Annotated in this window: 23 protein-coding genes; 3 read left to right on the top strand and 20 right to left on the bottom strand. The window is 56.9% G+C overall.

The genetic code is table 11. The features are described from left to right. Positions 1-56 precede the first annotated feature (56 nt). The 8 genes from fusA to fkpA all read right to left on the bottom strand — a co-directional run bounded on the left by fusA (position 57) and on the right by fkpA (position 6082). A complete protein-coding gene (fusA, locus tag ACQG0T_RS21215; RefSeq protein WP_006812195.1) occupies positions 57-2171 on the bottom strand; it encodes an elongation factor G in 2115 nt (704 codons plus the stop codon). A gap of 96 nt (positions 2172-2267) precedes the next feature. Beyond that, on the bottom strand, positions 2268-2738 hold the full coding sequence (gene rpsG / locus ACQG0T_RS21220) for a 30S ribosomal protein S7 (RefSeq protein ID WP_003861706.1): 471 nt from the start codon (positions 2736-2738) through the stop codon (positions 2268-2270). A gap of 96 nt (positions 2739-2834) precedes the next feature. After that, positions 2835-3209, bottom strand: a complete 375-nt coding sequence (gene rpsL / locus ACQG0T_RS21225) for a 30S ribosomal protein S12 (RefSeq protein ID WP_000246815.1) — start codon at positions 3207-3209, stop codon at positions 2835-2837. A 124-nt stretch (positions 3210-3333) separates the two neighbouring features. After that, positions 3334-3621 (bottom strand): sulfurtransferase complex subunit TusB, encoded by a 288-nt coding sequence (tusB, locus tag ACQG0T_RS21230; RefSeq protein ID WP_015571409.1) that lies wholly within the window; start codon positions 3619-3621, stop codon positions 3334-3336. 7 nt (positions 3622-3628) lie between these two features. Then, positions 3629-3988 carry a sulfurtransferase complex subunit TusC gene (gene tusC / locus ACQG0T_RS21235; protein WP_032103992.1) on the bottom strand — a complete coding sequence of 120 codons (360 nt, stop codon included), beginning with the start codon at positions 3986-3988 and terminating at the stop codon, positions 3629-3631. Beyond that, entirely contained in the window at positions 3988-4374 is a 387-nt protein-coding gene (gene tusD / locus ACQG0T_RS21240) for a sulfurtransferase complex subunit TusD (RefSeq protein WP_015571410.1), read from the bottom strand. Before tusD ends, tusC begins: the two co-directional genes overlap by 1 nt. Further along, the gene (locus ACQG0T_RS21245) at positions 4374-5096 is read right to left on the bottom strand and encodes a helix-turn-helix transcriptional regulator (protein WP_003861697.1); all 723 of its coding nucleotides are present in this window, start codon (positions 5094-5096) and stop codon (positions 4374-4376) included. Before ACQG0T_RS21245 ends, tusD begins: the two co-directional genes overlap by 1 nt. Before the next feature lie 167 nt (positions 5097-5263). Beyond that, the gene (fkpA, locus tag ACQG0T_RS21250) at positions 5264-6082 is read right to left on the bottom strand and encodes an FKBP-type peptidyl-prolyl cis-trans isomerase (RefSeq protein ID WP_003861695.1); all 819 of its coding nucleotides are present in this window, start codon (positions 6080-6082) and stop codon (positions 5264-5266) included. A gap of 238 nt (positions 6083-6320) precedes the next feature. On the opposite strand from fkpA, the gene ACQG0T_RS21255 reads away from it, so the two are divergent. Continuing rightward, positions 6321-6539 (top strand): protein SlyX, encoded by a 219-nt coding sequence (locus ACQG0T_RS21255; protein WP_003861693.1) that lies wholly within the window; start codon positions 6321-6323, stop codon positions 6537-6539. Positions 6540-6590: 51 nt separating this feature from the next. On the opposite strand, the gene slyD is transcribed toward ACQG0T_RS21255, so the two are convergent. From slyD to kefG, 4 genes are all read right to left on the bottom strand, one after another. Further along, positions 6591-7181 (bottom strand): peptidylprolyl isomerase, encoded by a 591-nt coding sequence (gene slyD, locus ACQG0T_RS21260; RefSeq protein ID WP_032608026.1) that lies wholly within the window; start codon positions 7179-7181, stop codon positions 6591-6593. Positions 7182-7275: 94 nt separating this feature from the next. Continuing rightward, positions 7276-7476, bottom strand: a complete 201-nt coding sequence (locus tag ACQG0T_RS21265) for a YheV family putative zinc ribbon protein (RefSeq protein ID WP_003861689.1) — start codon at positions 7474-7476, stop codon at positions 7276-7278. A 13-nt stretch (positions 7477-7489) separates the two neighbouring features. Further along, positions 7490-9295, bottom strand: coding sequence for a glutathione-regulated potassium-efflux system protein KefB (gene kefB, locus ACQG0T_RS21270; protein WP_032103994.1), 1806 nt, complete (start codon positions 9293-9295; stop codon positions 7490-7492). Beyond that, positions 9295-9846 (bottom strand): glutathione-regulated potassium-efflux system ancillary protein KefG, encoded by a 552-nt coding sequence (gene kefG / locus ACQG0T_RS21275; RefSeq protein ID WP_003861686.1) that lies wholly within the window; start codon positions 9844-9846, stop codon positions 9295-9297. Before kefG ends, kefB begins: the two co-directional genes overlap by 1 nt. A gap of 132 nt (positions 9847-9978) precedes the next feature. On the opposite strand from kefG, the gene ACQG0T_RS21280 reads away from it, so the two are divergent. Both ACQG0T_RS21280 and ACQG0T_RS21285 read left to right on the top strand, forming a co-directional pair. Further along, positions 9979-11883 carry an ABC transporter ATP-binding protein gene (locus ACQG0T_RS21280; protein ID WP_017693878.1) on the top strand — a complete coding sequence of 635 codons (1905 nt, stop codon included), beginning with the start codon at positions 9979-9981 and terminating at the stop codon, positions 11881-11883. Between the two features lie 15 nt (positions 11884-11898). Then, the gene (locus ACQG0T_RS21285; protein WP_017384171.1) at positions 11899-12831 is read left to right on the top strand and encodes a LysR substrate-binding domain-containing protein; all 933 of its coding nucleotides are present in this window, start codon (positions 11899-11901) and stop codon (positions 12829-12831) included. An 84-nt stretch (positions 12832-12915) separates the two neighbouring features. On the opposite strand, the gene mdcH is transcribed toward ACQG0T_RS21285, so the two are convergent. From mdcH to mdcA, 8 genes are all read right to left on the bottom strand, one after another. Then, on the bottom strand, positions 12916-13812 hold the full coding sequence (gene mdcH / locus ACQG0T_RS21290) for a malonate decarboxylase subunit epsilon (protein ID WP_045348962.1): 897 nt from the start codon (positions 13810-13812) through the stop codon (positions 12916-12918). After that, the gene (locus ACQG0T_RS21295; RefSeq protein WP_045348961.1) at positions 13812-14429 is read right to left on the bottom strand and encodes a malonate decarboxylase holo-ACP synthase; all 618 of its coding nucleotides are present in this window, start codon (positions 14427-14429) and stop codon (positions 13812-13814) included. Before ACQG0T_RS21295 ends, mdcH begins: the two co-directional genes overlap by 1 nt. 2 nt (positions 14430-14431) lie before the next feature. Further along, positions 14432-15391, bottom strand: coding sequence for an AEC family transporter (locus ACQG0T_RS21300; protein WP_000222846.1), 960 nt, complete (start codon positions 15389-15391; stop codon positions 14432-14434). Positions 15392-15514: 123 nt separating this feature from the next. Next, on the bottom strand, positions 15515-16315 hold the full coding sequence (gene mdcE / locus ACQG0T_RS21305; RefSeq protein WP_271040826.1) for a biotin-independent malonate decarboxylase subunit gamma: 801 nt from the start codon (positions 16313-16315) through the stop codon (positions 15515-15517). Further along, the gene (locus tag ACQG0T_RS21310) at positions 16315-17148 is read right to left on the bottom strand and encodes a biotin-independent malonate decarboxylase subunit beta (RefSeq protein WP_017384167.1); all 834 of its coding nucleotides are present in this window, start codon (positions 17146-17148) and stop codon (positions 16315-16317) included. Before ACQG0T_RS21310 ends, mdcE begins: the two co-directional genes overlap by 1 nt. Continuing rightward, a complete protein-coding gene (gene mdcC / locus ACQG0T_RS21315) occupies positions 17141-17440 on the bottom strand; it encodes a malonate decarboxylase acyl carrier protein (RefSeq protein WP_000411786.1) in 300 nt (99 codons plus the stop codon). Before mdcC ends, ACQG0T_RS21310 begins: the two co-directional genes overlap by 8 nt. Positions 17441-17449: 9 nt before the next feature. Next, the gene (locus ACQG0T_RS21320) at positions 17450-18307 is read right to left on the bottom strand and encodes a triphosphoribosyl-dephospho-CoA synthase (protein ID WP_252051790.1); all 858 of its coding nucleotides are present in this window, start codon (positions 18305-18307) and stop codon (positions 17450-17452) included. Then, a complete protein-coding gene (gene mdcA, locus ACQG0T_RS21325; RefSeq protein WP_015571421.1) occupies positions 18307-19962 on the bottom strand; it encodes a malonate decarboxylase subunit alpha in 1656 nt (551 codons plus the stop codon). The genes ACQG0T_RS21320 and mdcA overlap by 1 nt, the downstream gene beginning before the upstream one ends. Positions 19963-20139: the final 177 nt, after the last annotated feature.

The following is a 20139-nucleotide window of genomic DNA, read 5'->3' on the forward strand; positions in this document are numbered from 1 at the left end:
ACTATAGTGCTCTCCCCTTCGGAGAGAGCACGGGACTTAGGTTTTAATCCTGTGGATTACTTACCACGGGCTTCGATAACGGCCTGAGCAACGTTGTTCGGCGCATCATCATACTTCAGGAATTCCATAGTGTATGATGCACGACCTTTGGTCAGAGAACGCAGCTGAGTCGCATATCCGAACATTTCAGACAGCGGAACTTCAGCGTGGATCTTAACGCCAGTTACTTCGGATTCCTGACCACGCAGCATACCGCGACGACGGCTCAAGTCACCGATAACGTCACCGGTGTTCTCTTCAGGAGTTTCTACTTCAACCTTCATGATCGGCTCAAGCAGAACTGGTTTTGCTTTCTTAAAGCCTTCTTTAAAGGCAATAGACGCAGCCAGTTTAAACGCCAGTTCAGAGGAGTCAACGTCGTGGTAAGAACCGAAGTGCAGACGAACACCCATGTCTACAACCGGGTAACCAGCCAGAGGACCAGCTTTCAGCTGCTCCTGGATGCCTTTATCAACGGCAGGGATGTATTCGCCAGGAATTACACCACCTTTGATGTCGTTGATGAACTCGTAACCTTTAGGGTTAGAGCCCGGCTCCAGTGGGTACATGTCGATCACAACGTGACCGTACTGACCGCGACCACCAGACTGCTTAGCGTGTTTACCTTCAACATCGGTAACTTTCGCGCGAATCGCTTCGCGGTAAGCAACCTGAGGTTTACCCACGTTCGCTTCAACGTTGAATTCACGCTTCATACGGTCAACGATGATGTCCAGGTGCAGTTCACCCATACCAGCGATGATGGTCTGGTTAGATTCTTCATCAGTCCATACGCGGAATGATGGGTCTTCTTTCGCCAGACGGCCCAGAGCCAGACCCATTTTTTCCTGGTCAGCTTTGGTTTTTGGTTCAACTGCGATGGAGATTACCGGCTCAGGGAATTCCATACGCTCCAGAATGATCGGGTGATCCGGGTCACACAGGGTGTCACCAGTGGTCACGTCTTTCAGACCGATAGCAGCAGCGATGTCGCCCGCACGAACTTCTTTGATCTCTTCACGTTTGTTAGCGTGCATCTGTACGATACGGCCAAAACGTTCACGCGCCGCTTTCACGGAGTTCAGGATGGTGTCACCGGAGTTAACCACACCAGAGTAAACGCGGAAGAAGGTCAGGTTACCCACGAATGGGTCGGTAGCAATTTTGAACGCCAGTGCAGAGAACGGCTCGTCATCACTTGCGTGACGCTCAGCCGGAGTATCTTTACCGTCGTCCAGGATGCCGTTGATCGCAGGAACGTCAACCGGGGATGGCAGGTAGTCAACTACCGCATCCAGCATCGCCTGAACACCTTTGTTCTTGAACGCAGAACCACAGGTTACCAGGATGATTTCGTTGTTCAGAACGCGCTGACGCAGAGCAGATTTGATCTCTTGCTCAGACAGTTCTTCACCACCCAGGTATTTCTCCATCAGCTCTTCAGAAGCTTCTGCTGCGGATTCGATCAGGTTCTGGTGCCATTCGTCAGCCAGGTCCTGCATCTCTGCCGGGATATCTTCGTATTCGAAGGTAACGCCCGCATCTGCTTCGTTCCAGTTGATGGCTTTCATTTTCACCAGGTCGATAACGCCGGTGAAACCTTCTTCAGCACCAATTGCCAGCTGAAGCGGAACAGGGTTCGCGCCCAGACGGGTTTTGATCTGGCCAACAACTTTCAGGAAGTTAGCACCCATACGGTCCATTTTGTTAACGAACGCGATGCGTGGAACTTTATATTTGTTTGCCTGACGCCATACGGTTTCAGACTGTGGCTGAACACCACCAACTGCGCAATAAACCATTACCGCGCCGTCAAGAACACGCATGGAACGTTCTACTTCGATGGTGAAGTCAACGTGCCCTGGGGTGTCGATGATGTTTACGCGATGCGGTTCGTACTGCTTAGCCATACCTGACCAGAATGCAGTAGTCGCTGCGGAGGTGATAGTAATACCACGCTCCTGCTCCTGTTCCATCCAGTCCATGGTGGCTGCGCCGTCATGAACTTCACCGATTTTATGGTTTACACCGGTGTAGAACAGAATACGTTCGGTAGTAGTGGTTTTACCGGCGTCGATGTGCGCACTGATACCGATGTTACGGTAGCGTGCGATGGGTGTTGTACGAGCCATTTGATTCCTCGTTTATATCTTTAGGCGTTCAGTTAAGTTACCCAGAGCGGGCGGCTTCTCTGAAGCGCCCGCCTGGTGACTACGACTCCGAAGGGATTACCAACGGTAGTGTGCGAACGCCTTGTTGGCTTCTGCCATACGGTGAACGTCTTCACGTTTCTTAACTGCGGTACCTTTGTTTTCCGCAGCATCAGAAAGTTCGTTCGCCAGACGCAGAGCCATGGATTTATCACCGCGTTTACGAGCAGCTTCAACGATCCAACGCATTGCCAGAGCATTACGACGAACCGGACGAACTTCAACTGGAACCTGATAAGTAGAACCACCAACGCGGCGAGACTTAACTTCTACAGTCGGGCGCACGTTGTCGAGAGCGACTTCGAAGGCTTCCAGTTCATTTTTACCAGAACGCTGAGCCAGGGTCTCCAGCGCGCTGTATACGATTGCTTCTGCGGTAGATTTTTTACCATCTACCATCAGGATATTTACAAATTTTGCCAGCAGTTCTGATCCGAATTTCGGATCTGGAAGAATTTTACGCTGACCAATGACGCGACGACGTGGCATGGGATTACTCCGTTGTTAATTCAGGATTGTCCAAAACTCTACGAGTTTAGTTTGACATTAAGATAAATCAGTTTGGCCTTACTTAACGGAGAACCATTAAGCCTTAGGACGCTTCACGCCGTACTTGGAGCGAGCCTGCTTACGGTCTTTAACACCTGAGCAGTCCAGCGCACCACGAACGGTGTGGTAACGAACACCCGGAAGGTCTTTAACACGACCGCCACGGATCAGGATCACGGAGTGCTCCTGAAGGTTGTGACCTTCACCACCGATGTAGGAAGTCACTTCGAAACCGTTAGTCAAACGCACACGGCATACTTTACGCAGTGCGGAGTTTGGTTTTTTAGGAGTGGTGGTATATACACGAGTACATACGCCACGTTTCTGCGGGCAGGCTTCCAGCGCAGGCACGTTGCTTTTTGCAACTTTGCGTGCACGTGGTTTGCGTACCAGCTGGTTAACTGTTGCCATTAAATAGCTCCTGGTTTTAGCTTTTGCTTCGTAAACACGTAATAAAACGACCTCATACAATATGAGGACGCGAAATTTTAGGGCTACGTCGAAAAGGTGTCAAGAAATATACAGCGATCTCAAATCACCAGTTCATTTGACTGGCGTGCGTCACAGTAAGATTGACGAAATCAGTATAGCCAACCACGTCAATTTTGGCTGAAATTTGACCAGAAAGACCCCGCGCATCCAGATCCTCTTTCAGCGCAGAGACTGTTATGGGGGCATTAGCGAGGATTTCAACAAAACGGCTGCCTTCAAGCGCCGCAAGCACGCCGTCCTGAATCAGCAGCAGATCATCACCTTCGCGCAGCATGCTCAGTAACGTGTCGATATCGCATTGCCACGGTGAACGGCTCAGGGTATGGAGCATGACAGCCTCAGAAAGTCAGAACGGTATCGTAGTGAGAGAGTTGTTCGCGCAGCGCAGCAGAGGTCAGGAGCGTCACGTCCAGCACGAACGGTGTTTTCTCGTTTAACCCACGCGCGGCCAGCGAATCGGCGCACACATAGAAGGTTTCAATGTCATAGAGCGGCAGAACTTTAAAGGTCGCAATGTAGTCGCGCGCAAGAATGGCCTGCGGTTGTTGGCCAGCCAGAAGCTGGAATACGCCATCGCCTAAAAAGAAGACGCCAATATCTTCGGTTAAAGCCGATGTCGCGAGCAATGCATCCAGCCCTTCCCGGCCTGAAGCGCTGCCATGCGGCGCAGAAGTAAAAACAAACGCTACGCGCTTCATCAAAATTGCACCACTCTGTCGCAGGTCAACGCCGCCTGTGCCAGGGCACCTAGTCCGCTGAGCGAAAAGCCCGGTTGCAGGTTAGCCCCCGCCAGACCAAGGCGTTCGGCTTCGGTCACATCCGTCACGCCGCGACGCAGTGCCGCCGCGACGCAGATATGCAGGTCAACGCCCTGCGTTTCGTTTAATTTTTGCCAGGCGCGCACAAGGTCAAACTCATCGCTCGCCGGAGACGTAAACTGGTTCGCGTTATATACGCCTTCGCGATAAAAGAAGACGCTTGCCAGTTCATGACCGGCATCAAGCAGCGCATGGGCAAACTGTAGCGCGCTGCTGGCCTGCTGGGTACCGTACGCCGGGCCCGTCACCATTAACGCAAAACGCATTACTTGTCTTGTCCCAGAAAGTCGCCGCTTTTGAACTGGCGAATATAGAGGTAAACCGTGTGTTTGGAGATATTCAGGCGATCGGCCACCTGGTTGATGGCATCTTTGATATCAAAAATCCCTTTCTCATAGAGGTTCAGGACGATCTGACGATTCTTGGCGTTGTTGGATACGTTGCGATCGGCATTCACCTCTTCAATGGTGAACTCCAGCGTCTGGGTCACGAGATCCTCAACCGAAGAAGCAAAGTTCACCGATGAGCCCACGTCCGGCGTTTCTGGCGGGATGAAGGTGCTCATGATTTGCGAGAATGGCACATCAAGGTTCATGTTGATGCACAGCAAACCGATTACCCGGTGTTCGCGATTTCGAATCGCGATCGTTTCTGATTTCATCAGCACGCCACTTTTGGCGCGGGTGAAATAGCATTTTGAGACGCTGCTGTCCGCGCCGGTCATGTCATGCAACATACGCAATGCAAGGTCGGTGATTGGCGAACCAATTTTACGGCCAGTGTGCTCACCATTCGCAATGCGGATAGCGGAACACTTAAGATCTTGCAGGGAATGCAATACGATTTCGCAGTGGGAACCAATGAGCATCGCTAACCCGTCCACTACCGCTTCGTAGGATTTCAGAATATCGAAGTCGGTCTGGTCAAATGGACGTTGATCCAGCAAATCAAGTTCACTGGTTTCGTTGGTTAAAAGCGACCTGGACATGAAAAAAACACTCCTTTTCAGGAGCCTGTCGTTAGGTTTTCAGGGCAGGCTCATTATCTACACGGACAACTAAATTAATACAGCGTGTATAACGCTTTCCAGTGTTAATTATATCTGCCCCACAATAAAAAAACCGCCGCCTGTAAAGGCGGCGGTTTTTTTCAGCATTACTTCTTAGCTGCTGCGGCTTTGTCGTCAGCCGGTGCGTCTGTTTTCGCATCCGCTTTCGGCGCCGGTTTGATGTCCAGCAGTTCTACATCAAATACCAGCGTGGAGTTAGCCGGGATACCCGGAACGCCGGTTTTGCCGTAAGCCAGATCCGGTGGGATGACCAGCTTGATTTTACCGCCTTTCTTGATGTTCTTCAGGCCTTCGGTCCAGCCCGGGATCACACCATCCAGACGGAAGGAGAGAGGCTCACCGCGGGTATAAGAGTTATCGAACTCTTTACCGTCGATCAGCGTACCTTTGTAGTTCACCACAACGGTGTCGCTGTCTTTAGGCGCGTCGCCGGTACCTTCTTTCTCAACTTTATAGATCAGGCCAGTAGAAGAGGTTTTAACGCCTTTCTCTTTAGCGAACTTGTCGCGGTAGGCTTTGCCTTTCGCTTCGTTATCTTTAGCGTCTGCTTCCATCTTGGTCTGAGCGGCGCCTTTCACGCGCGCTTCAAACGCTTGCAGAGTCTGCTCGATTTCCTGGTCAGACAGTTTGCTCTTGTCTGCGAACGCATCCTGAACCCCTGCGATCAGCTGGTTTTTGTCCAGTTTGATGCCCAGTTTCTCTTGTTCTTTCAGAGAGTTTTCCATGTAACGACCCAGAGACGCGCCAAGTGCGTAGGCGGATTTCTGGTCGTCATTTTTGAATGCCGCTTTGCTGTCTGTAGTCGCAGCAGGCTTCGCAGCAGTATCAGCAGCGAAAGACAGCGGCGCATTGAGCGCTACAGCCATAGTGGTCGCCAGCAGCGTAACTTTAAACAGTGATTTCATCCATATCTCCAGGACCTGAGGTCTCTCACCCCAGTGTTAAACGTAAATGAGTGACGTACTATAAAACGTTGTGGAAGAAATCTACAGACAGACTCCCCCGAATGTCGCTTCTTTTCAGACTATTTTTGTTTAAATAAGTTTCTTGTCAGGGAGATGGATACTGTACTTAAGGAAAAAGTCAGCTAAACTTCGCCGCCGCTGGTCCATTATGGCGAATGAGAGATAAACGAGGTGAATGATGAAGGATACAACGATCGAAGCGAGACTGGCTGAGCTGGAAAGCCGCCTGGCTTTTCAGGACATCACCATCGAAGAACTGAATCAGACCGTGACGGCCCATGAGCTTGAAATGGCAAAACTGCGCGATCACATGCGCCTGCTGACGGAAAAGCTGAAGGCCACGCAGCCGTCAAACATTGCCTCTCAGTCAGAAGAGACACCACCACCTCATTATTGAGGCGTAAAAAGAGCGGGATTATCCCGCTTTTTTATTTTCCGGAGTACGGAATCAGTGGCAACCGCAGCCGCCGGTACCGCAACCACCTTTACCGTGGCCGTGGTCATGACCATGGTCGTGGCCGTGACCACCACAGCAGCCATCGTGGCCGTGATCGTGGTCATGATCGTGACCGTGCGCACCGTGAACGTGGCCATGAGCCAGCTCTTCTTCGGTCGCTTCACGGATCGCAACAACTTCTACGTTGAACTTCAGGTTCTGACCCGCCAGCATGTGGTTGCCGTCAACCACAACGTGGTCGTCTTCAACTTCAGTGATTTCAACCGGCACCGGACCCTGGTCAGTTTCCGCCAGGAAGCGCATGCCAACCTGCAACTCGTCAACGCCCATGAATACGTCTTTAGGAACGCGCTGGACCAGGTTGTCATCATACTGACCGTAAGCGTCGTTCGCGCCTACAGCAACGTCGAATTTGTCGCCAACTTCATGGCCTTCCAGCGCCGTTTCCAGGCCGGAAATCAGGGAACCGTGACCATGCAGGTAGTCCAGCGGCGCACTCACCGGAGACTCATCAACCAACACACCGTCTTCTGTACGTACCTGATAGGCCAGGCTGACCACCAGGTCTTTTGCTACTTTCATGATATCTCCTGAGCGTGGGAAAATTGCTGGCGCAGATTGTAGCGGAAATCTGCACCCGTGTACCCTTAAGCTTAAAAAAACTCAGAGCATATCGCTAGTCTGGATGAAAAATGCCGATCACTTGCTCTTCTTTGCGAACGTGATCGCGGGCTTCTTTATCGGCCTCACGCATCTGGTGACCGCACTTAACACATTCAACGATATCGATATTATTTTCACGCCACATGGCCAGCGTATCTTGCGCCTGGCAGGATGGGCATTTTGCGCCCGCGATAAAGCGTTTACGTACAGCCATCTTTCGTTACCCTTTATTCAAATTCATCCCAGCCGTCGAGCTGGCGTCGTTCCTGTTGCATCTCACGCTGGAAGATCTCCTCCAGTTCGCGACGCGCTTCCCGAACGCGGGAGATCTGCGCCGTGTCGCTGTGCACGGGCATCAGTTCACGCAGCATTCGCATATCCAGCCGGCGGAAATGCATCTGGGCGCGTTGCGCCTGGTGAGGATGCATACCCAGCGAAACCAGCGCCTTGCGTCCCAGCTCCAGCGCACTGGAGAAGGTTTCGCGGGAGAAGTGTTTCACACCCGCCTGCAAAAGTTCGTGAGCCTCCACACGTCCACGCGCACGCGCCAGAATATGCAGATGCGGGAAATGCTGCTGGCACAGCTCCACCAGCTTCATCGTGTCTTCCGGATCGTTGCAGGTGATGACGATGGACTCCGCAGCCTCTGCCCCCGCCGAGCGCAACAGCTCAAGCTGCGTCGCATCGCCGTAGTACACCTTATAACCATATTTGCGCATCAGGTTGACGGCGCTGATATCACGCTCCAGCACCGTAATGCGCATTTTATTCGCCATCAACAGGCGACCAATCACCTGTCCGAAGCGACCAAAGCCCACGACGATCACCTGCGGTTTATCATCTTCCACCCACGGCGCTTCGTCTTCATCGTCTGCGGGATTCAGGCGGCGCGACAGCAGTTTGTCCACCAGCTTCATCAGCAGCGGGGTGGTCATCATCGACAGCGTAACCGTCACCAGCAGCAGCGCCATCTGGTCATCTTTGAACAGCTTCTGAGACGACGCCGTGGAAAACAGCACAAACGCAAATTCTCCACCCTGGCTTAACACGCTGGAAAACTGCATTCTTTCCGAGCTGCGCAGCCCGTAAATCCTCGCGAGGAGATACAGCACCAGCGTTTTGACCGCCACCAGCACGGCGACACTCGCAATAACCCACAGCAGATGGGTATAGAGCACGCCAAGATTAAGCGCCATACCCACCGAGATAAAGAACAGCCCTAACAGCAGCCCCTTAAACGGATCGATGGCGGTCTCCAGCTCGTGGCGGTACTCACTTTCCGCAAGCAGCACCCCGGCGATAAACGTCCCAAGCGCCATCGACAGCCCCAGCGCATCCATAAACAGCGCTGAGCCAAGCACCAGCAGCAGCGTTGCGGCGGTGAATACCTCGCGCACGCCGGATGCGGCAATAAACCGGAATACCGGACGCAGTAAAAACCGTCCGCCGATCAGCATCCCCGCGAAGGCCAGCACCTTCATGGAGATCTTCATCCAGTCGAAATGATCGTCTCCGGAGCCCGCCAGCAGCGGCACCAGCGCCAGCGCCGGGATCACCGCTAAATCCTGGAACAGCAGCACCGAAAAACCCAGTTGCCCCGCCTCGTTACGGTTCATCCCTTTGTCGCGCATCAGCTGAAGCGCCATCGCCGTCGACGACATCGCAAGACCGATCCCGCCAATCACCGCGGCCTGCCAGGAAAACTGCGTCAACATCAGCAGTCCCGCGAGAATGGCCGCGCTGAGTAACACCTGCGCCGCCCCGACGCCAAAAATAGATTGCCGCAGTTGCCACAGCTTGGCGGGGTTCAGCTCCAGCCCGATGATAAACATCAGGAAGACCACGCCCAGCTCGGAGAAGTGGAGAATTTCATCCACATCGCTGATAAACCCAAGCCCCCAGGGGCCAATGGCGATCCCTGCCAGCAAATAGCCCAGCACCGCGCCAATGCCGAGACGCGCAGCAAGCGGGACCGCGACGACGGCGGCAAACAGAAACAGCACCCCGGCAAGGAGTAAATTCGAACCGTCCATTAGCGTCCTCCCGCCGGAATCGGTGACGCCAGCCATTCGCCATAGGCCCTGGCATGGCTCGCCAGTGCTTTCGGATCCTGTCGCCGTGCCCAGTAGATAATAATCGGGCTCATCCAGTGCATACGGCACATCGCCGCCGTCAGCTCAAACGGCCGCAGAATGTCGCTCATGGGGTAACGGTTCAGCCCGTCGTGACGGTAAGCGCTTTCCGGCTCACCGGTGGTAATGACACTCCGCCAGTACTTTCCCGCCAGCTGGTTGCCCCCCACCCCGCTGGAGAAGCCCCGGCTCAGCACGCGGTCCAGCCACTCTTTGAGCAGCGCCGGACAGCTGTAGGTATAAAGCGGATGCTGGAACACAATCACGTCGTGCTGACGCAGCAGTTCCTGCTCGTAAGGAATATCGATAAAAAAGTCAGGATAGTGCGCGTAGAGATCGTGCACCGTTACGTTACTGAGCTGTGTGGCCGGCTTAAGCAGCACCCGGTTCGCCACCGAGTCCTGTGATTCCGGATGGGCATACAGCAGCAGCACTTTCGCTGTCTGAGACATCACTCCCCTCCCGGTTCTGTTTTTGTGTATTGTTGTCGTTTTGGGCTACCATGGCGGCCCGGTGGGGAAAATGGCCCACACCTTACATTATCATAATGACAAATTAACATAGTCGGAACATACGGCGCTTCTATGATTGTTTTCTCCTCGTTACAAATTCGTCGCGGCGTGCGCGTCCTGCTGGATAACGCGACTGCTACCATCAACCCGGGCCAGAAAGTGGGGCTGGTCGGCAAAAACGGCTGCGGTAAATCCACCCTGCTGGCGCTGCTGAAAAACGAGATAAGCGCGGATGGCGGTAACTTTACCTTCCCGGGCAACTGGCAGCTCGCCTGGGTGAACCAGGAGACGCCCGCGCTGAGCGAACCCGCGCTCGACTATGTTATCGACGGCGATCGTGAATACCGCAAGCTCGAAGCGGAGCTCAACGCCGCTAACGAACGTAACGACGGCCACGCCATCGCCACCGTCCACGGCAAGCTGGACGCCATCGATGCCTGGACCATTCGCTCCCGTGCCTCCAGCCTGCTGCACGGTCTGGGTTTCAGCAACGAACAGCTTGAACGCCCGGTGAGCGATTTCTCGGGCGGCTGGCGCATGCGCCTTAACCTGGCCCAGGCGCTAATCTGCCGCTCCGACCTTTTGCTGCTCGATGAACCAACCAACCACCTCGATCTTGATGCGGTTATTTGGCTGGAGAAGTGGCTCAAGAGCTATCAGGGCACTCTGATTCTGATCTCCCACGACCGCGACTTCCTCGATCCGGTAGTGGATAAAATCATTCATATCGAACAGCAAAGCATGTTCGAATACACCGGCAACTACAGCTCTTTCGAGCGCCAGCGCGCGACGCGCCTTGCCCAGCAGCAGGCGATGTATGAAAGCCAGCAGCAGCGCGTGGCGCACCTGCAAAGCTTTGTGGATCGCTTCAAGGCCAAGGCGTCAAAAGCCAAGCAGGCGCAGAGCCGCATCAAGATGCTGGAACGCATGGAGATGATCGCCCCGGCGCACGTGGATAACCCGTTCCACTTCAGCTTCCGCGAGCCGGAGAGCCTGCCGAACCCGCTGCTGAAAATGGAAAAAGTGAGCGCGGGCTATGGCGATCGCATTATCCTCGACTCTATCAAGCTCAACCTGGTGCCAGGTTCACGCATTGGTCTGCTGGGACGTAACGGCGCCGGTAAATCGACGCTGATCAAGCTGCTGGCGGGCGAGCTTAACCCGGTCAGCGGCGAAATCGGGCTGGCGAAAGGCATCAAGCTTGGTTACTTCGCCCAGCATCAGCTGGAATTTTTACGCGCGGATGAATCGCCGATCCAGCACCTGGCGCGCCTGGCGCCGCAGGAGATGGAGCAGAAACTACGCGACTACCTCGGCGGCTTTGGCTTCCAGGGCGATAAGGTGACGGAAAACACCGAGCGCTTCTCCGGGGGCGAAAAAGCCCGTCTGGTGCTGGCGCTGATCGTCTGGCAGCGTCCAAACCTGCTGCTGCTTGATGAACCGACCAACCACCTCGATCTCGACATGCGCCAGGCGCTGACCGAAGCGCTGATCGAGTTCGAAGGAGCGCTGGTTGTCGTATCGCACGACCGCCACCTGATCCGCTCCACCACCGACGATCTCTATCTGGTGCACGGCGGCAAAGTGGAGCCGTTCGACGGCGATCTGGAAGATTACCAGCAGTGGCTGACGGACGTGCAGAAGCAGGAAAACCAGCCGGAAGAGTCAGCGAAAGACAACGCCAACAGCGCCCAGGCGCGTAAAGACCAGAAGCGCCGTGAAGCGGAACTGCGCACCCAGACGCAGCCGCTGCGTAAAGAGATTGCCCGTCTCGAAAAAGAGATGGAAAAGCTCAACGCCACGCTTGCTGCCGTCGAAGAGAAGCTGGGCGACAGCGAACTGTACGATCAGAGCCGCAAAGCGGAGCTGACGGACTGTCTGCAAACTCAGGCGAAAACCAAATCCAGCCTCGAAGAGTGCGAAATGGCATGGCTGGACGCGCAGGAACAGCTGGAAGCGATGCTGCAAGCCGACTAACACGCCGGGAGGGTTATGGGCTTCGATACCACGAGCGAGATTACATTCCGTAAGCTCAGCATCTTCATGACGTTCATGGAGAAGGGCAATATCGCACGTACCGCCGAAACGCTCGGCCTGAGCGGTGTCAGCGTGCACCGCGCGCTGCATACCCTCGAAGAGAACGTCCGCTGCCCGCTCTTTGCTCACAAAGGGCGTAACCTGATTGCCCTCCCCTCCGCGTGGACGCTGCTGGAGTATTGTCAGGAGGTGATGCAGGTGATGGAGCGCGGGCTGGAAGAGTCGCGCAAGATCGCCGGTATCGGCCAGGGACGGTTGCGCGTCGGCACGCTCTACTCGCTGACGCTGGAAACCGTGCCGCGCCTGATAATGGGCATGAAGCTGCGCCGTCCGGATCTGGAGATGGATCTGACGATGGGCTCGAACGAAACCCTGCTCCATATGCTGGATGAGGGATCGCTGGATGCGATTTTAATCTCTATTTCCGAAAGCGATATCGACCGTAACAGCCTCGAAGTGCTTCCTCTGTTCCATGACGATATTTTCCTTGCCGCACCGGCCTCTGCCACGCTGAATACCAGCGGCCCCGCCGATCTGCGTGATTACAAAGATCAGAAGTTTGTCGCCCTCGCGGAAGGGTTCGCCACTTACGCCGGGTTTCAGGAAGCGTTTCATATCGCCGGTTTCGAGCCGGAGATTGTGACGCGCGTGAACGATATCTTCTCGATGCTGAGTCTGGTGCAGGCGGGGGTCGGGTTTACGCTGATGCCGGGCAGGATGAAGAAAGTGTATGAAAATTCGGTGCAGCTACTGAAGCTGGCGCAGCCGTACCAGATGCAGCAGCTGATCGCGATTGTCTTTGCCCGCAACCGCGAGCAGGATCCGAGCCTGCGGGCATTGGCCGCGGAAGGGCGGATGTATGCGAGAAGTTTGCAGGATAGTGCCTGATGTTATTGCCCGGTGGCGCTACGCTTACCGGGCCTACAATCCGGGAGTAGGCCCGGTAAGGCGCAGCCGCCACCGGGCTAAAACTTACCGCTGAAGCCGACCCGCCAGATGCACCGCCACGTCCACCCCGCTGCGCTCCAGCGAAATGGATTCGCCTTCCCACGCCGCCTGCCGCGTCAGACAGGTCAGGATGCCCCCTGGCGGCATCTCAATCGCCAGCCGCGCTTCACGCTCGTTAGCGGAAATCACCGCCTCCTGCCAGCGCACGGTTCGCGCCATATTCATCGCCAGATCGTCGGCAATTTTTTCCGGCTGCCAGAGCACGCGCCCGGTGCTGCCGCTCAGGTACGCACAGCGCGGACGTGAAAGCGTGACCGAATTAAATGCTGCCACCAGCTTCTGCGCCGGTTCCGCCAGCAGTTCACAGTGCGACGGTACGCTCACCGCCAGCCGCTTAGCCTTGCTCGCGCCTTTTGCCAGGGCGCGCTCCGCCACCTGCGCCATGCCGTCATCGGTTCCGGCAATCACGATCTGCGTTTCGGCGTTCAGGTTAGCAATATAGGTTCCTGTCCCCTGAATCAGGTTTTCCACCTGGGGCAGGGTCAACCCCATAATCGCCGTCAGGCCGTAACCGTGCGGGTAAGCCTGCTCCATCAGATCGCCGCGCAACGCCACCAGCTTCAGCGCGTCCGTAAAGTCCAGCGCACCGGCGATAACCGCCGCAGGATAAGCGCCAATGGACAGCCCGCTGACGATATCCGGCGACACGCCGCGACGTTCCAGCTCGCGCGCCCACGCCACGCCGGCAATCAACAGCGAAAGCTGAACCGCACGGGTGTGGGTTAACGAGCATGCGCTGTCCAGGGTATCGACTTCCGCCCCCAGCACAGCACGGGCCTGCTCCAGCTCCGTTCCCGGCAGGTTTTGCAGCATACCTTCATGCTGTGTGCCCTGCCCCGGAAAGGTAAACAGTATTTTCATTACTCCTCCCTGTGCCATGGATCCGCCACCAGGCGCGGTCCACATTGCGTTTTTAGCAGCGTTTTGCCGTCGCGTAACCATTCCGCCAGCGCGAATCCGCCCTCGGGCGTGTCCACCTGCGTATCCGCCCGGCACAACGCACGGCTGAGCTGAGCCTGCCAGCCAGTAAACGCCTCAGGGGAAACGGCACGCGGGGCGCGGATGAGCAGATCGAGATCGCTGTCGGCGTGGATCACCGGAATGCCGGTCGCCAGCGCGTAACCCGTACTGCCGGTTATCCCCCACGTCCACGGCCACGACTGCTGCGCAAGCTGAAGCGCCACCTGAACCGGCGGCTGAGTGATAAACGGCGAACGCAGCAGGTCGGCGGCAACGCTCAAATCTTCGGGCGACACCACGCGCAACACGTTCTCAGGCTTCACCCATCCGGCCGCCCGCTGGTCGCGGCGCAATCCGCGCACGCCAACGGGAATACGGCCTTCATTATCAACATCACGCCGCACCACTACCGGTAGTCCGGTATGCCAGGCCGCGTCCACCCAGGATTCGGTAACCCCTTCCAGGGCGTCGCGCGCGGTAAGCCAGATGAGGTCGTGTGGGCGTAATGTTGTGGTCATGATTACATTCCTGAAGTCAGCGAGATAAACAGCGGCAGCGACAGGATACACAGTACGGAGCTCAACAGCAGCACGGCTTCAGCATCCGGCGACTGCACGCCAAAGCGGTTACCGAACACCACGCCAAAGAAGCCCGCGGACAGCGCAATCATCAGGATGGCGGTGATCGCCACGGAGCCGTGCAGACCGAAGATTAAAACGATACCCCAGGCGATCGCTGGCTGGATCAGCAGCTTGGCGATAGTGGAAGTGATCACCATGGTGTTGATCTGAAGTTTACGCGCGGAGAGGATCACCCCGGTCAGGAACAGCGCCGCAGCGGTCGCAGACAGTCCCAGCGGTTTAATCGCCGCCAGTACCAGCTCCGGCATTTTGATGCCGATAGCGGACAGGATCACACCCAGCAGCGGGCCCATCACGATCGGTTTTTTAATGGAACGCCACATCAGCACCGGCAGCATGGAAAGCGTTGAACCCGAGTTATTGCCTTCGGCGCGGGCTTTCTCACGCTCCAGAATCAGCAGGCAGAACGGGGTCATCAACACTGAACCACAGGCGATGGAGACCGCCACGGACAGTGAGGTTGAAGGGCCTTCGCCCAGCACGCTGCCCAGAATCGGCAGGCCAAGCGCCGCGTAGTTTGGCAGGGCGACGGTAAGCGTCAGCACGGCCGCATCCTGCGGGGATTTTTTAAACACTTTCGTCGCGAGGAAGTAGATGACCGCATAGGTGATCCACATCGCCAGGGTGAGCACCAGGATCAGCGGCGACTGCGCCACGATGCCGGTCCACGGGGTTTGCACGGTGGCGCTGAACAGCGCAGCCGGGAGTGCAAAATCCATCACGAAGATATTCAGCAGGGAAACATTTTTGTTATCGACCATCTTTGCCTTACCGGCCCAGAATCCCAGCAGCATGATGACGAAAATCGGTGCAAGAGCATGAACAATTACGTAAGTCATAAATCACCTGTAGTAAAAAAGTTTAAGCACTGGCGCGATGTTTATTATTTTCAGGATGCAGGTTCCCGCGTGGACGCAACGGGCGCGCCCACGGGGTGATGCATCTGGCAGGTCTCTTTTTACTTACCAGCTGGCTCGCATACGTTCACGTACGAGCGCCGAGCTGCGGCGGTTGTCAGCACCCAGACGGTTTTTCAACGTGGTGTCCTGACGAGCGTCGCTGATGGCCTGTTGCAGGGTGGTTTTCACCCGCGTCAGATCGCTTTCGGTAGGGGCATCCGGATTGCTGATATCCAGCAGGTCGGAAAGCAGCCCCAGCGTGGCGTAGTTGCTGATGTCATACGCCATTGGCGGAATGGTTGCAGCCAGTTTTTCCAGCGCCTCAACGGTACGCAGCGTAATGCGCGCCGCAGACTCTTTGCCCATGGCATGGATCAGCACGCCTTTATCGTTGAAGGCAATCAGACGGTTAGCCTGGTAGCCGTGCGCCAGAAACGCGCCGGACATGGCCTTACCGACGATAAGACCAATCACCGGATGACCCGCCAGCCGCGCATTAGCGTAGGCGGCAGCGGCGCCGGCCAGCGCCTGGTGGATACCAAACGCCTCTTCGCGACGGCCATAGGCCTGGCTTGGGACGTCGATTGCCGCCACAATCGGGCGCTTCACGGCTTTATCTGCGTCGGCGGCGACGGTTTCGCTGACCACTTTTGCCAGCGTCCATCCTTCCAGCAGGCCGACTTCACCCTGCGCCGCGCGCGGGAAGTGGTTGTTGGCGTCCGGCACCACGGCGACAAAACGCACCGTTTCACCGTTTAGCTCGCCGTCTGCGGCCTGCACGGACGGGCATAACCCCTCCAGACGTTTCGCGTTCGGGGCCAGAGTTTCCAGCCAGAGTTCGCCACGGCTAATTGAGTTAGTCATCATTTCACCTCCCGGGCAAAAAGCGCTTTAATCTGTTCGGCATCGGCCTGTTTGCGGGTGTCGAAATTCGTCAGACGGTTCAGGTAATCGTCGTAGTTATCGGTGCGATGTTTCGCCGGTACGCCTTTGGCGATGGCTTCGTTCATCGCGGCTTTCACCGCGTTCACGCCGTCGCCCACCAGCGCGTCCACCAGCCCGCTTTCAAAGCGTACTTCGCCGCCGGTCATGCTCCAGATAAACGGACGGTCGCGGGAGTCATACTCTTCAATGCCCGCTTCCTGCTCGATAACCTGCGGACCGTTGAGGCCGAGCCGCGCTTCGCGGGTCACAATCAGGTAGCTGCACAGCGCCGCGGCGATAGACATCCCACCGAAGCAGCCCACGGTCCCGGCGACAATCCCGACGACCGGGGTATAGCGACGCAGGTCAACGATCGCGGCGTGGATATCGGCAATCGCCGCCAGGCCGAGGTTGGCTTCCTGCAAACGTACGCCGCCGGTTTCGAGGCACAGCACCGCCTGAGTCGGAATGCCGTTGCGGTTATCTTCCGCCGCCAGCTCCAGCGCTGCCGCCATTTTGGCGCCGGACACTTCGCCCATGCTGCCGCCCTGGAAGGTGCCTTCAATCGCCACCACCACCGCAGGCTGGCCGTTGATGGTCCCTTTCGCGACCACCATGCCGTCATCGGCCTGAGGAACAATCCCCTGTGGCCCAAGCCACGGAGAGATAATGCCTTCAAACGGATCCAGCAGTTCGCGGTAGCTGCCGTCGTCGAGCAGCGCCTGCGCACGCTGGCGCGCTTTTAATTCGATAAAGCTGCTGTCATCACGCATGGTTCACCCCTTCAAAAACCTGTTCGATACGAATGCGTGCCACGCCCGGCGTCGCGCCGAAGTCGTGGATGGTCAGCTTACCTGCGGGCAGGCTGCTGACGGTTTGCAGGCGGTTGAACAATGCCTCCCAGCGCCCGCGGCTGTTGTCGACGGAGGTGGTGATATCAATGGTTAAGGTCTGGCCCGGTTCGGCGGTGAAAAGCACCTCCATATCCCCGGAACCGACGACCCCTGCCAGCGCCCTGCCGCTTACTTCGCGGCTGGCGGGCACGGTCAATGTGATTTTTTCCATAACATCCTCTTAATGCTTTGAATAGGGCGTTTCGGCGCGGTCAAGAAACAGCGTGGCGGCAAGCAGGTCTGCGGCTCCGCCCGGCGAGGCGTTAAGCGCCAGCATCTGACGGTCTAACCGCGCCAGCGCCTGCTGCCCCGCGAGGGTTGCGCATCCTCCGGCGTTCAGCACCGCACGGGCGCCGTTCTGCATGGCGTCCAGCCCCTCCATGCCGGCGCGCGACAGCACGCAGGTGTCGGTGAGCGAGGTCATGATCGCCATCAGCGCGTCGAGTCTGGCCTGCGTTTCGCTGCTGCCGTTGAGACGGCTGAGGCGAAGCTGCGGCAGCGCGCGCTGCATAACGTGCGGAAACGCCTGCTGAGCCTCTTCACGCGCGCCCGGTACGCGGTAGCGGTGCGTGACGCGTAACCCCTTGCTGAACACTTTCGGCGCCGCGTCATCCGGCAGCTTCGCCAGCTGAGCGGCGGTGTTCGCGACGATTTGCGCCCGGGCATCGCCGCCCAGCATCGCCACCGCGCTCACCAGCAATCCCAGCGCCCAGATCGCGCCACGGTGCGTGTTCACGCCGTCGGTAGCGGCCATCATCTGCCGTTCGCCTTCGCGACCCAGGCGGCCAACGGTTTGCCTGAGGGCAATATCCGCCGGACGCTGCCAGCTCTGCTGCGCCAGCGCCTGAAACGTGGGGGTCAGGCTGTGAGCGGAGCGCTCCATCAGCGCAAGCGATAAATCGTGGTGCGCGCCGTTCCCCCGGCTGTCCACCAGACCGGGCTTCGGGCTTAAACGTGCTTCGTCAATCAGACACTGCGTGGCGGTTCGCGCCAGCCATTCGGCACCGCCTTCAACCTGGATCTGGGGCAGAAGTTTCATTACCAGCTCCGGAATTTCGCAGGTGGGTTGTAAAGACCGCCGGACCATTCCACCAGGTCCGCGACGCTACCGGCCGCCAGCAGCGAACGGGTGGCATCGGTGCGGCGAATGCCCATATCTTCCGGATACACAACCTTGCCGCTCTGGCGCAGTTCCGCCACGCGTTTGGCGTCAACGCCCAGACCGATATCGGTGATACCCGCCACGGCGGCGACCATGGCGCGACGCTCTTCCAGATCTTTCGCCCGGTAGAGGTAAGCAATCCCCTCTTCCGTCAGCACGTGGGTGACGTCATCGCCGTAAATCATGACCGGCGCCAGCGGCATACCGGAGGCTTTCGCGACCTCAACGGCGTCGAGTTTTTCCACGAAGGTTGGCTTCACGCCCGCCTGGAAGGTTTCCACCATCTGCACAACCAGCTTTTTACCGCGCTGCATCGGGTCAGGCTCGGTGATCATGTTCAGCCAGGCCGGTGTGGCGTGGCGACGACCGTGCGGATCGTGGCCCATGTTTGGCGCGCCGCCGAAGCCGGAAAGACGGCCGCGGGTCACGGTTGAGGAGTTAGCGTAACCATCAACCTGTAGCGTGGAGCCGATAAACATATCGACCGCGTACTGACCAGCCAGCTGGCAGAAGGCGCGGTTAGAACGCATGGAGCCATCGGCACCGGTAAAGAACACGTCCGGGCGGGCGCGGATGTACTCTTCCATTCCCAGCTCGCCGCCGAAGCAGTGGACGCTCTCCACCCAGCCGCTTTCGATGGCCGGGATCAGCGTTGGATGCGGGTTCAGGGTCCAGTGTTTACAGATTTTGCCTTTGAGTCCGAGCTGTTCGCCGTAGGTTGGCAGCAGCAGCTCGATCGCTGCGGTGTTAAAGCCAATCCCGTGGTTCAGGGACTGCACCTGGTGTTCAGCGTAGATGCCTTTAATCGCCATCATCGCCATCAGGATGTGTTCCTGTTTGATCAGGCGCGGGTCGCGGGTGAAGAGCGGTTCGATAAAGAACGGCTTATCGGCAACCACCACAAAATCAATCCACGAGCCCGGAATATCCACACGCGGCAGGTCGCACTCGTCGTCCACCAGCTCGTTCACCTGCGCGATGACGATGCCGTCATGGAACGCGGCGGCTTCCACCAGCGCCGGAGTATCTTCGGTACTCGCCCCGGTATAGAGGTTGCCTTTGCGGTCCGCTTTAAAACCGGCAATCAGCGCCACGTTTGGCGATAGGTCGACGTATAAACGTGAGTAGAGTTCGATGTAGGTGTGAATCGCCCCGATTTCGAGCTGACCATCCTCCAGCAGTTGGGAGATTCGCAGGCTTTGCGTACCGGAGAAGGAGAAGTCCAGCTTGCGGGCGATGCCTTTCTCAAAGATGTCCAGATGTTCGCTGCGGCCCACGCTCGGCATGATCATATGCAGATCGTGCACGATTTGCGGGTTCACTTCCGCCAGTGAACGGGAAAGGAAATCCGCCTGCTTCTGGTTGTTGCCTTCCAGAACGACTTTGTCGCCTGGTGCGATCAGTTTTTCCAGCATGGCGACAAGATCGCCGGTTGGCAGTACCTTGCCCTGCACCGGTACGGACGCCAGACGACGCGCTTTCTCACTGCGTCGGGTGTTCCATTGCCGGGTGGGTGTTTGCCCAGATAACATTATTAACCTCCTGATTCAGCACATCATTCTGATTTGCTTAACGTTGAGTAAAGTGTGCGCTCTGGTGAGAAAGGCATCAATTAAGCGTAGAGCCAAATCATTAGCCTGAGAGTAATAATCAAGGTAAATATTTGTGATCGGGATCAGTTCATGTTTCGGAAAAACGGGCTAAACGGG

The organism is Enterobacter cloacae complex sp. 302F9 (assembly GCF_050030335.1).
Taxonomy (GTDB): Bacteria; Pseudomonadota; Gammaproteobacteria; order Enterobacterales; family Enterobacteriaceae; genus Enterobacter; species Enterobacter hormaechei_C.

Bases quoted from the DNA above. Each gene is read 5' to 3' on its own strand.
- fusA (WP_006812195.1), bottom strand. From the start codon at position 2,171: ATGGCTCGTACAACACCCATCGCACGCTACCGTAACATCGGTATCAGT.
- rpsG (WP_003861706.1), bottom strand. From the start codon at position 2,738: ATGCCACGTCGTCGCGTCATTGGTCAGCGTAAAATTCTTCCAGATCCG.
- rpsL (WP_000246815.1), bottom strand. From the start codon at position 3,209: ATGGCAACAGTTAACCAGCTGGTACGCAAACCACGTGCACGCAAAGTT.
- tusB (WP_015571409.1), bottom strand. From the start codon at position 3,621: ATGCTCCATACCCTGAGCCGTTCACCGTGGCAATGCGATATCGACACG.
- tusC (WP_032103992.1), bottom strand. From the start codon at position 3,988: ATGAAGCGCGTAGCGTTTGTTTTTACTTCTGCGCCGCATGGCAGCGCT.
- tusD (WP_015571410.1), bottom strand. From the start codon at position 4,374: ATGCGTTTTGCGTTAATGGTGACGGGCCCGGCGTACGGTACCCAGCAG.
- ACQG0T_RS21245 (WP_003861697.1), bottom strand. From the start codon at position 5,096: ATGTCCAGGTCGCTTTTAACCAACGAAACCAGTGAACTTGATTTGCTG.
- fkpA (WP_003861695.1), bottom strand. From the start codon at position 6,082: ATGAAATCACTGTTTAAAGTTACGCTGCTGGCGACCACTATGGCTGTA.
- ACQG0T_RS21255 (WP_003861693.1), top strand. From the start codon at position 6,321: ATGAAGGATACAACGATCGAAGCGAGACTGGCTGAGCTGGAAAGCCGC.
- slyD (WP_032608026.1), bottom strand. From the start codon at position 7,181: ATGAAAGTAGCAAAAGACCTGGTGGTCAGCCTGGCCTATCAGGTACGT.
- ACQG0T_RS21265 (WP_003861689.1), bottom strand. From the start codon at position 7,476: ATGGCTGTACGTAAACGCTTTATCGCGGGCGCAAAATGCCCATCCTGC.
- kefB (WP_032103994.1), bottom strand. From the start codon at position 9,295: ATGGACGGTTCGAATTTACTCCTTGCCGGGGTGCTGTTTCTGTTTGCC.
- kefG (WP_003861686.1), bottom strand. From the start codon at position 9,846: ATGTCTCAGACAGCGAAAGTGCTGCTGCTGTATGCCCATCCGGAATCA.
- ACQG0T_RS21280 (WP_017693878.1), top strand. From the start codon at position 9,979: ATGATTGTTTTCTCCTCGTTACAAATTCGTCGCGGCGTGCGCGTCCTG.
- ACQG0T_RS21285 (WP_017384171.1), top strand. From the start codon at position 11,899: ATGGGCTTCGATACCACGAGCGAGATTACATTCCGTAAGCTCAGCATC.
- mdcH (WP_045348962.1), bottom strand. From the start codon at position 13,812: ATGAAAATACTGTTTACCTTTCCGGGGCAGGGCACACAGCATGAAGGT.
- ACQG0T_RS21295 (WP_045348961.1), bottom strand. From the start codon at position 14,429: ATGACCACAACATTACGCCCACACGACCTCATCTGGCTTACCGCGCGC.
- ACQG0T_RS21300 (WP_000222846.1), bottom strand. From the start codon at position 15,391: ATGACTTACGTAATTGTTCATGCTCTTGCACCGATTTTCGTCATCATG.
- mdcE (WP_271040826.1), bottom strand. From the start codon at position 16,315: ATGACTAACTCAATTAGCCGTGGCGAACTCTGGCTGGAAACTCTGGCC.
- ACQG0T_RS21310 (WP_017384167.1), bottom strand. From the start codon at position 17,148: ATGCGTGATGACAGCAGCTTTATCGAATTAAAAGCGCGCCAGCGTGCG.
- mdcC (WP_000411786.1), bottom strand. From the start codon at position 17,440: ATGGAAAAAATCACATTGACCGTGCCCGCCAGCCGCGAAGTAAGCGGC.
- ACQG0T_RS21320 (WP_252051790.1), bottom strand. From the start codon at position 18,307: ATGAAACTTCTGCCCCAGATCCAGGTTGAAGGCGGTGCCGAATGGCTG.
- mdcA (WP_015571421.1), bottom strand. From the start codon at position 19,962: ATGTTATCTGGGCAAACACCCACCCGGCAATGGAACACCCGACGCAGT.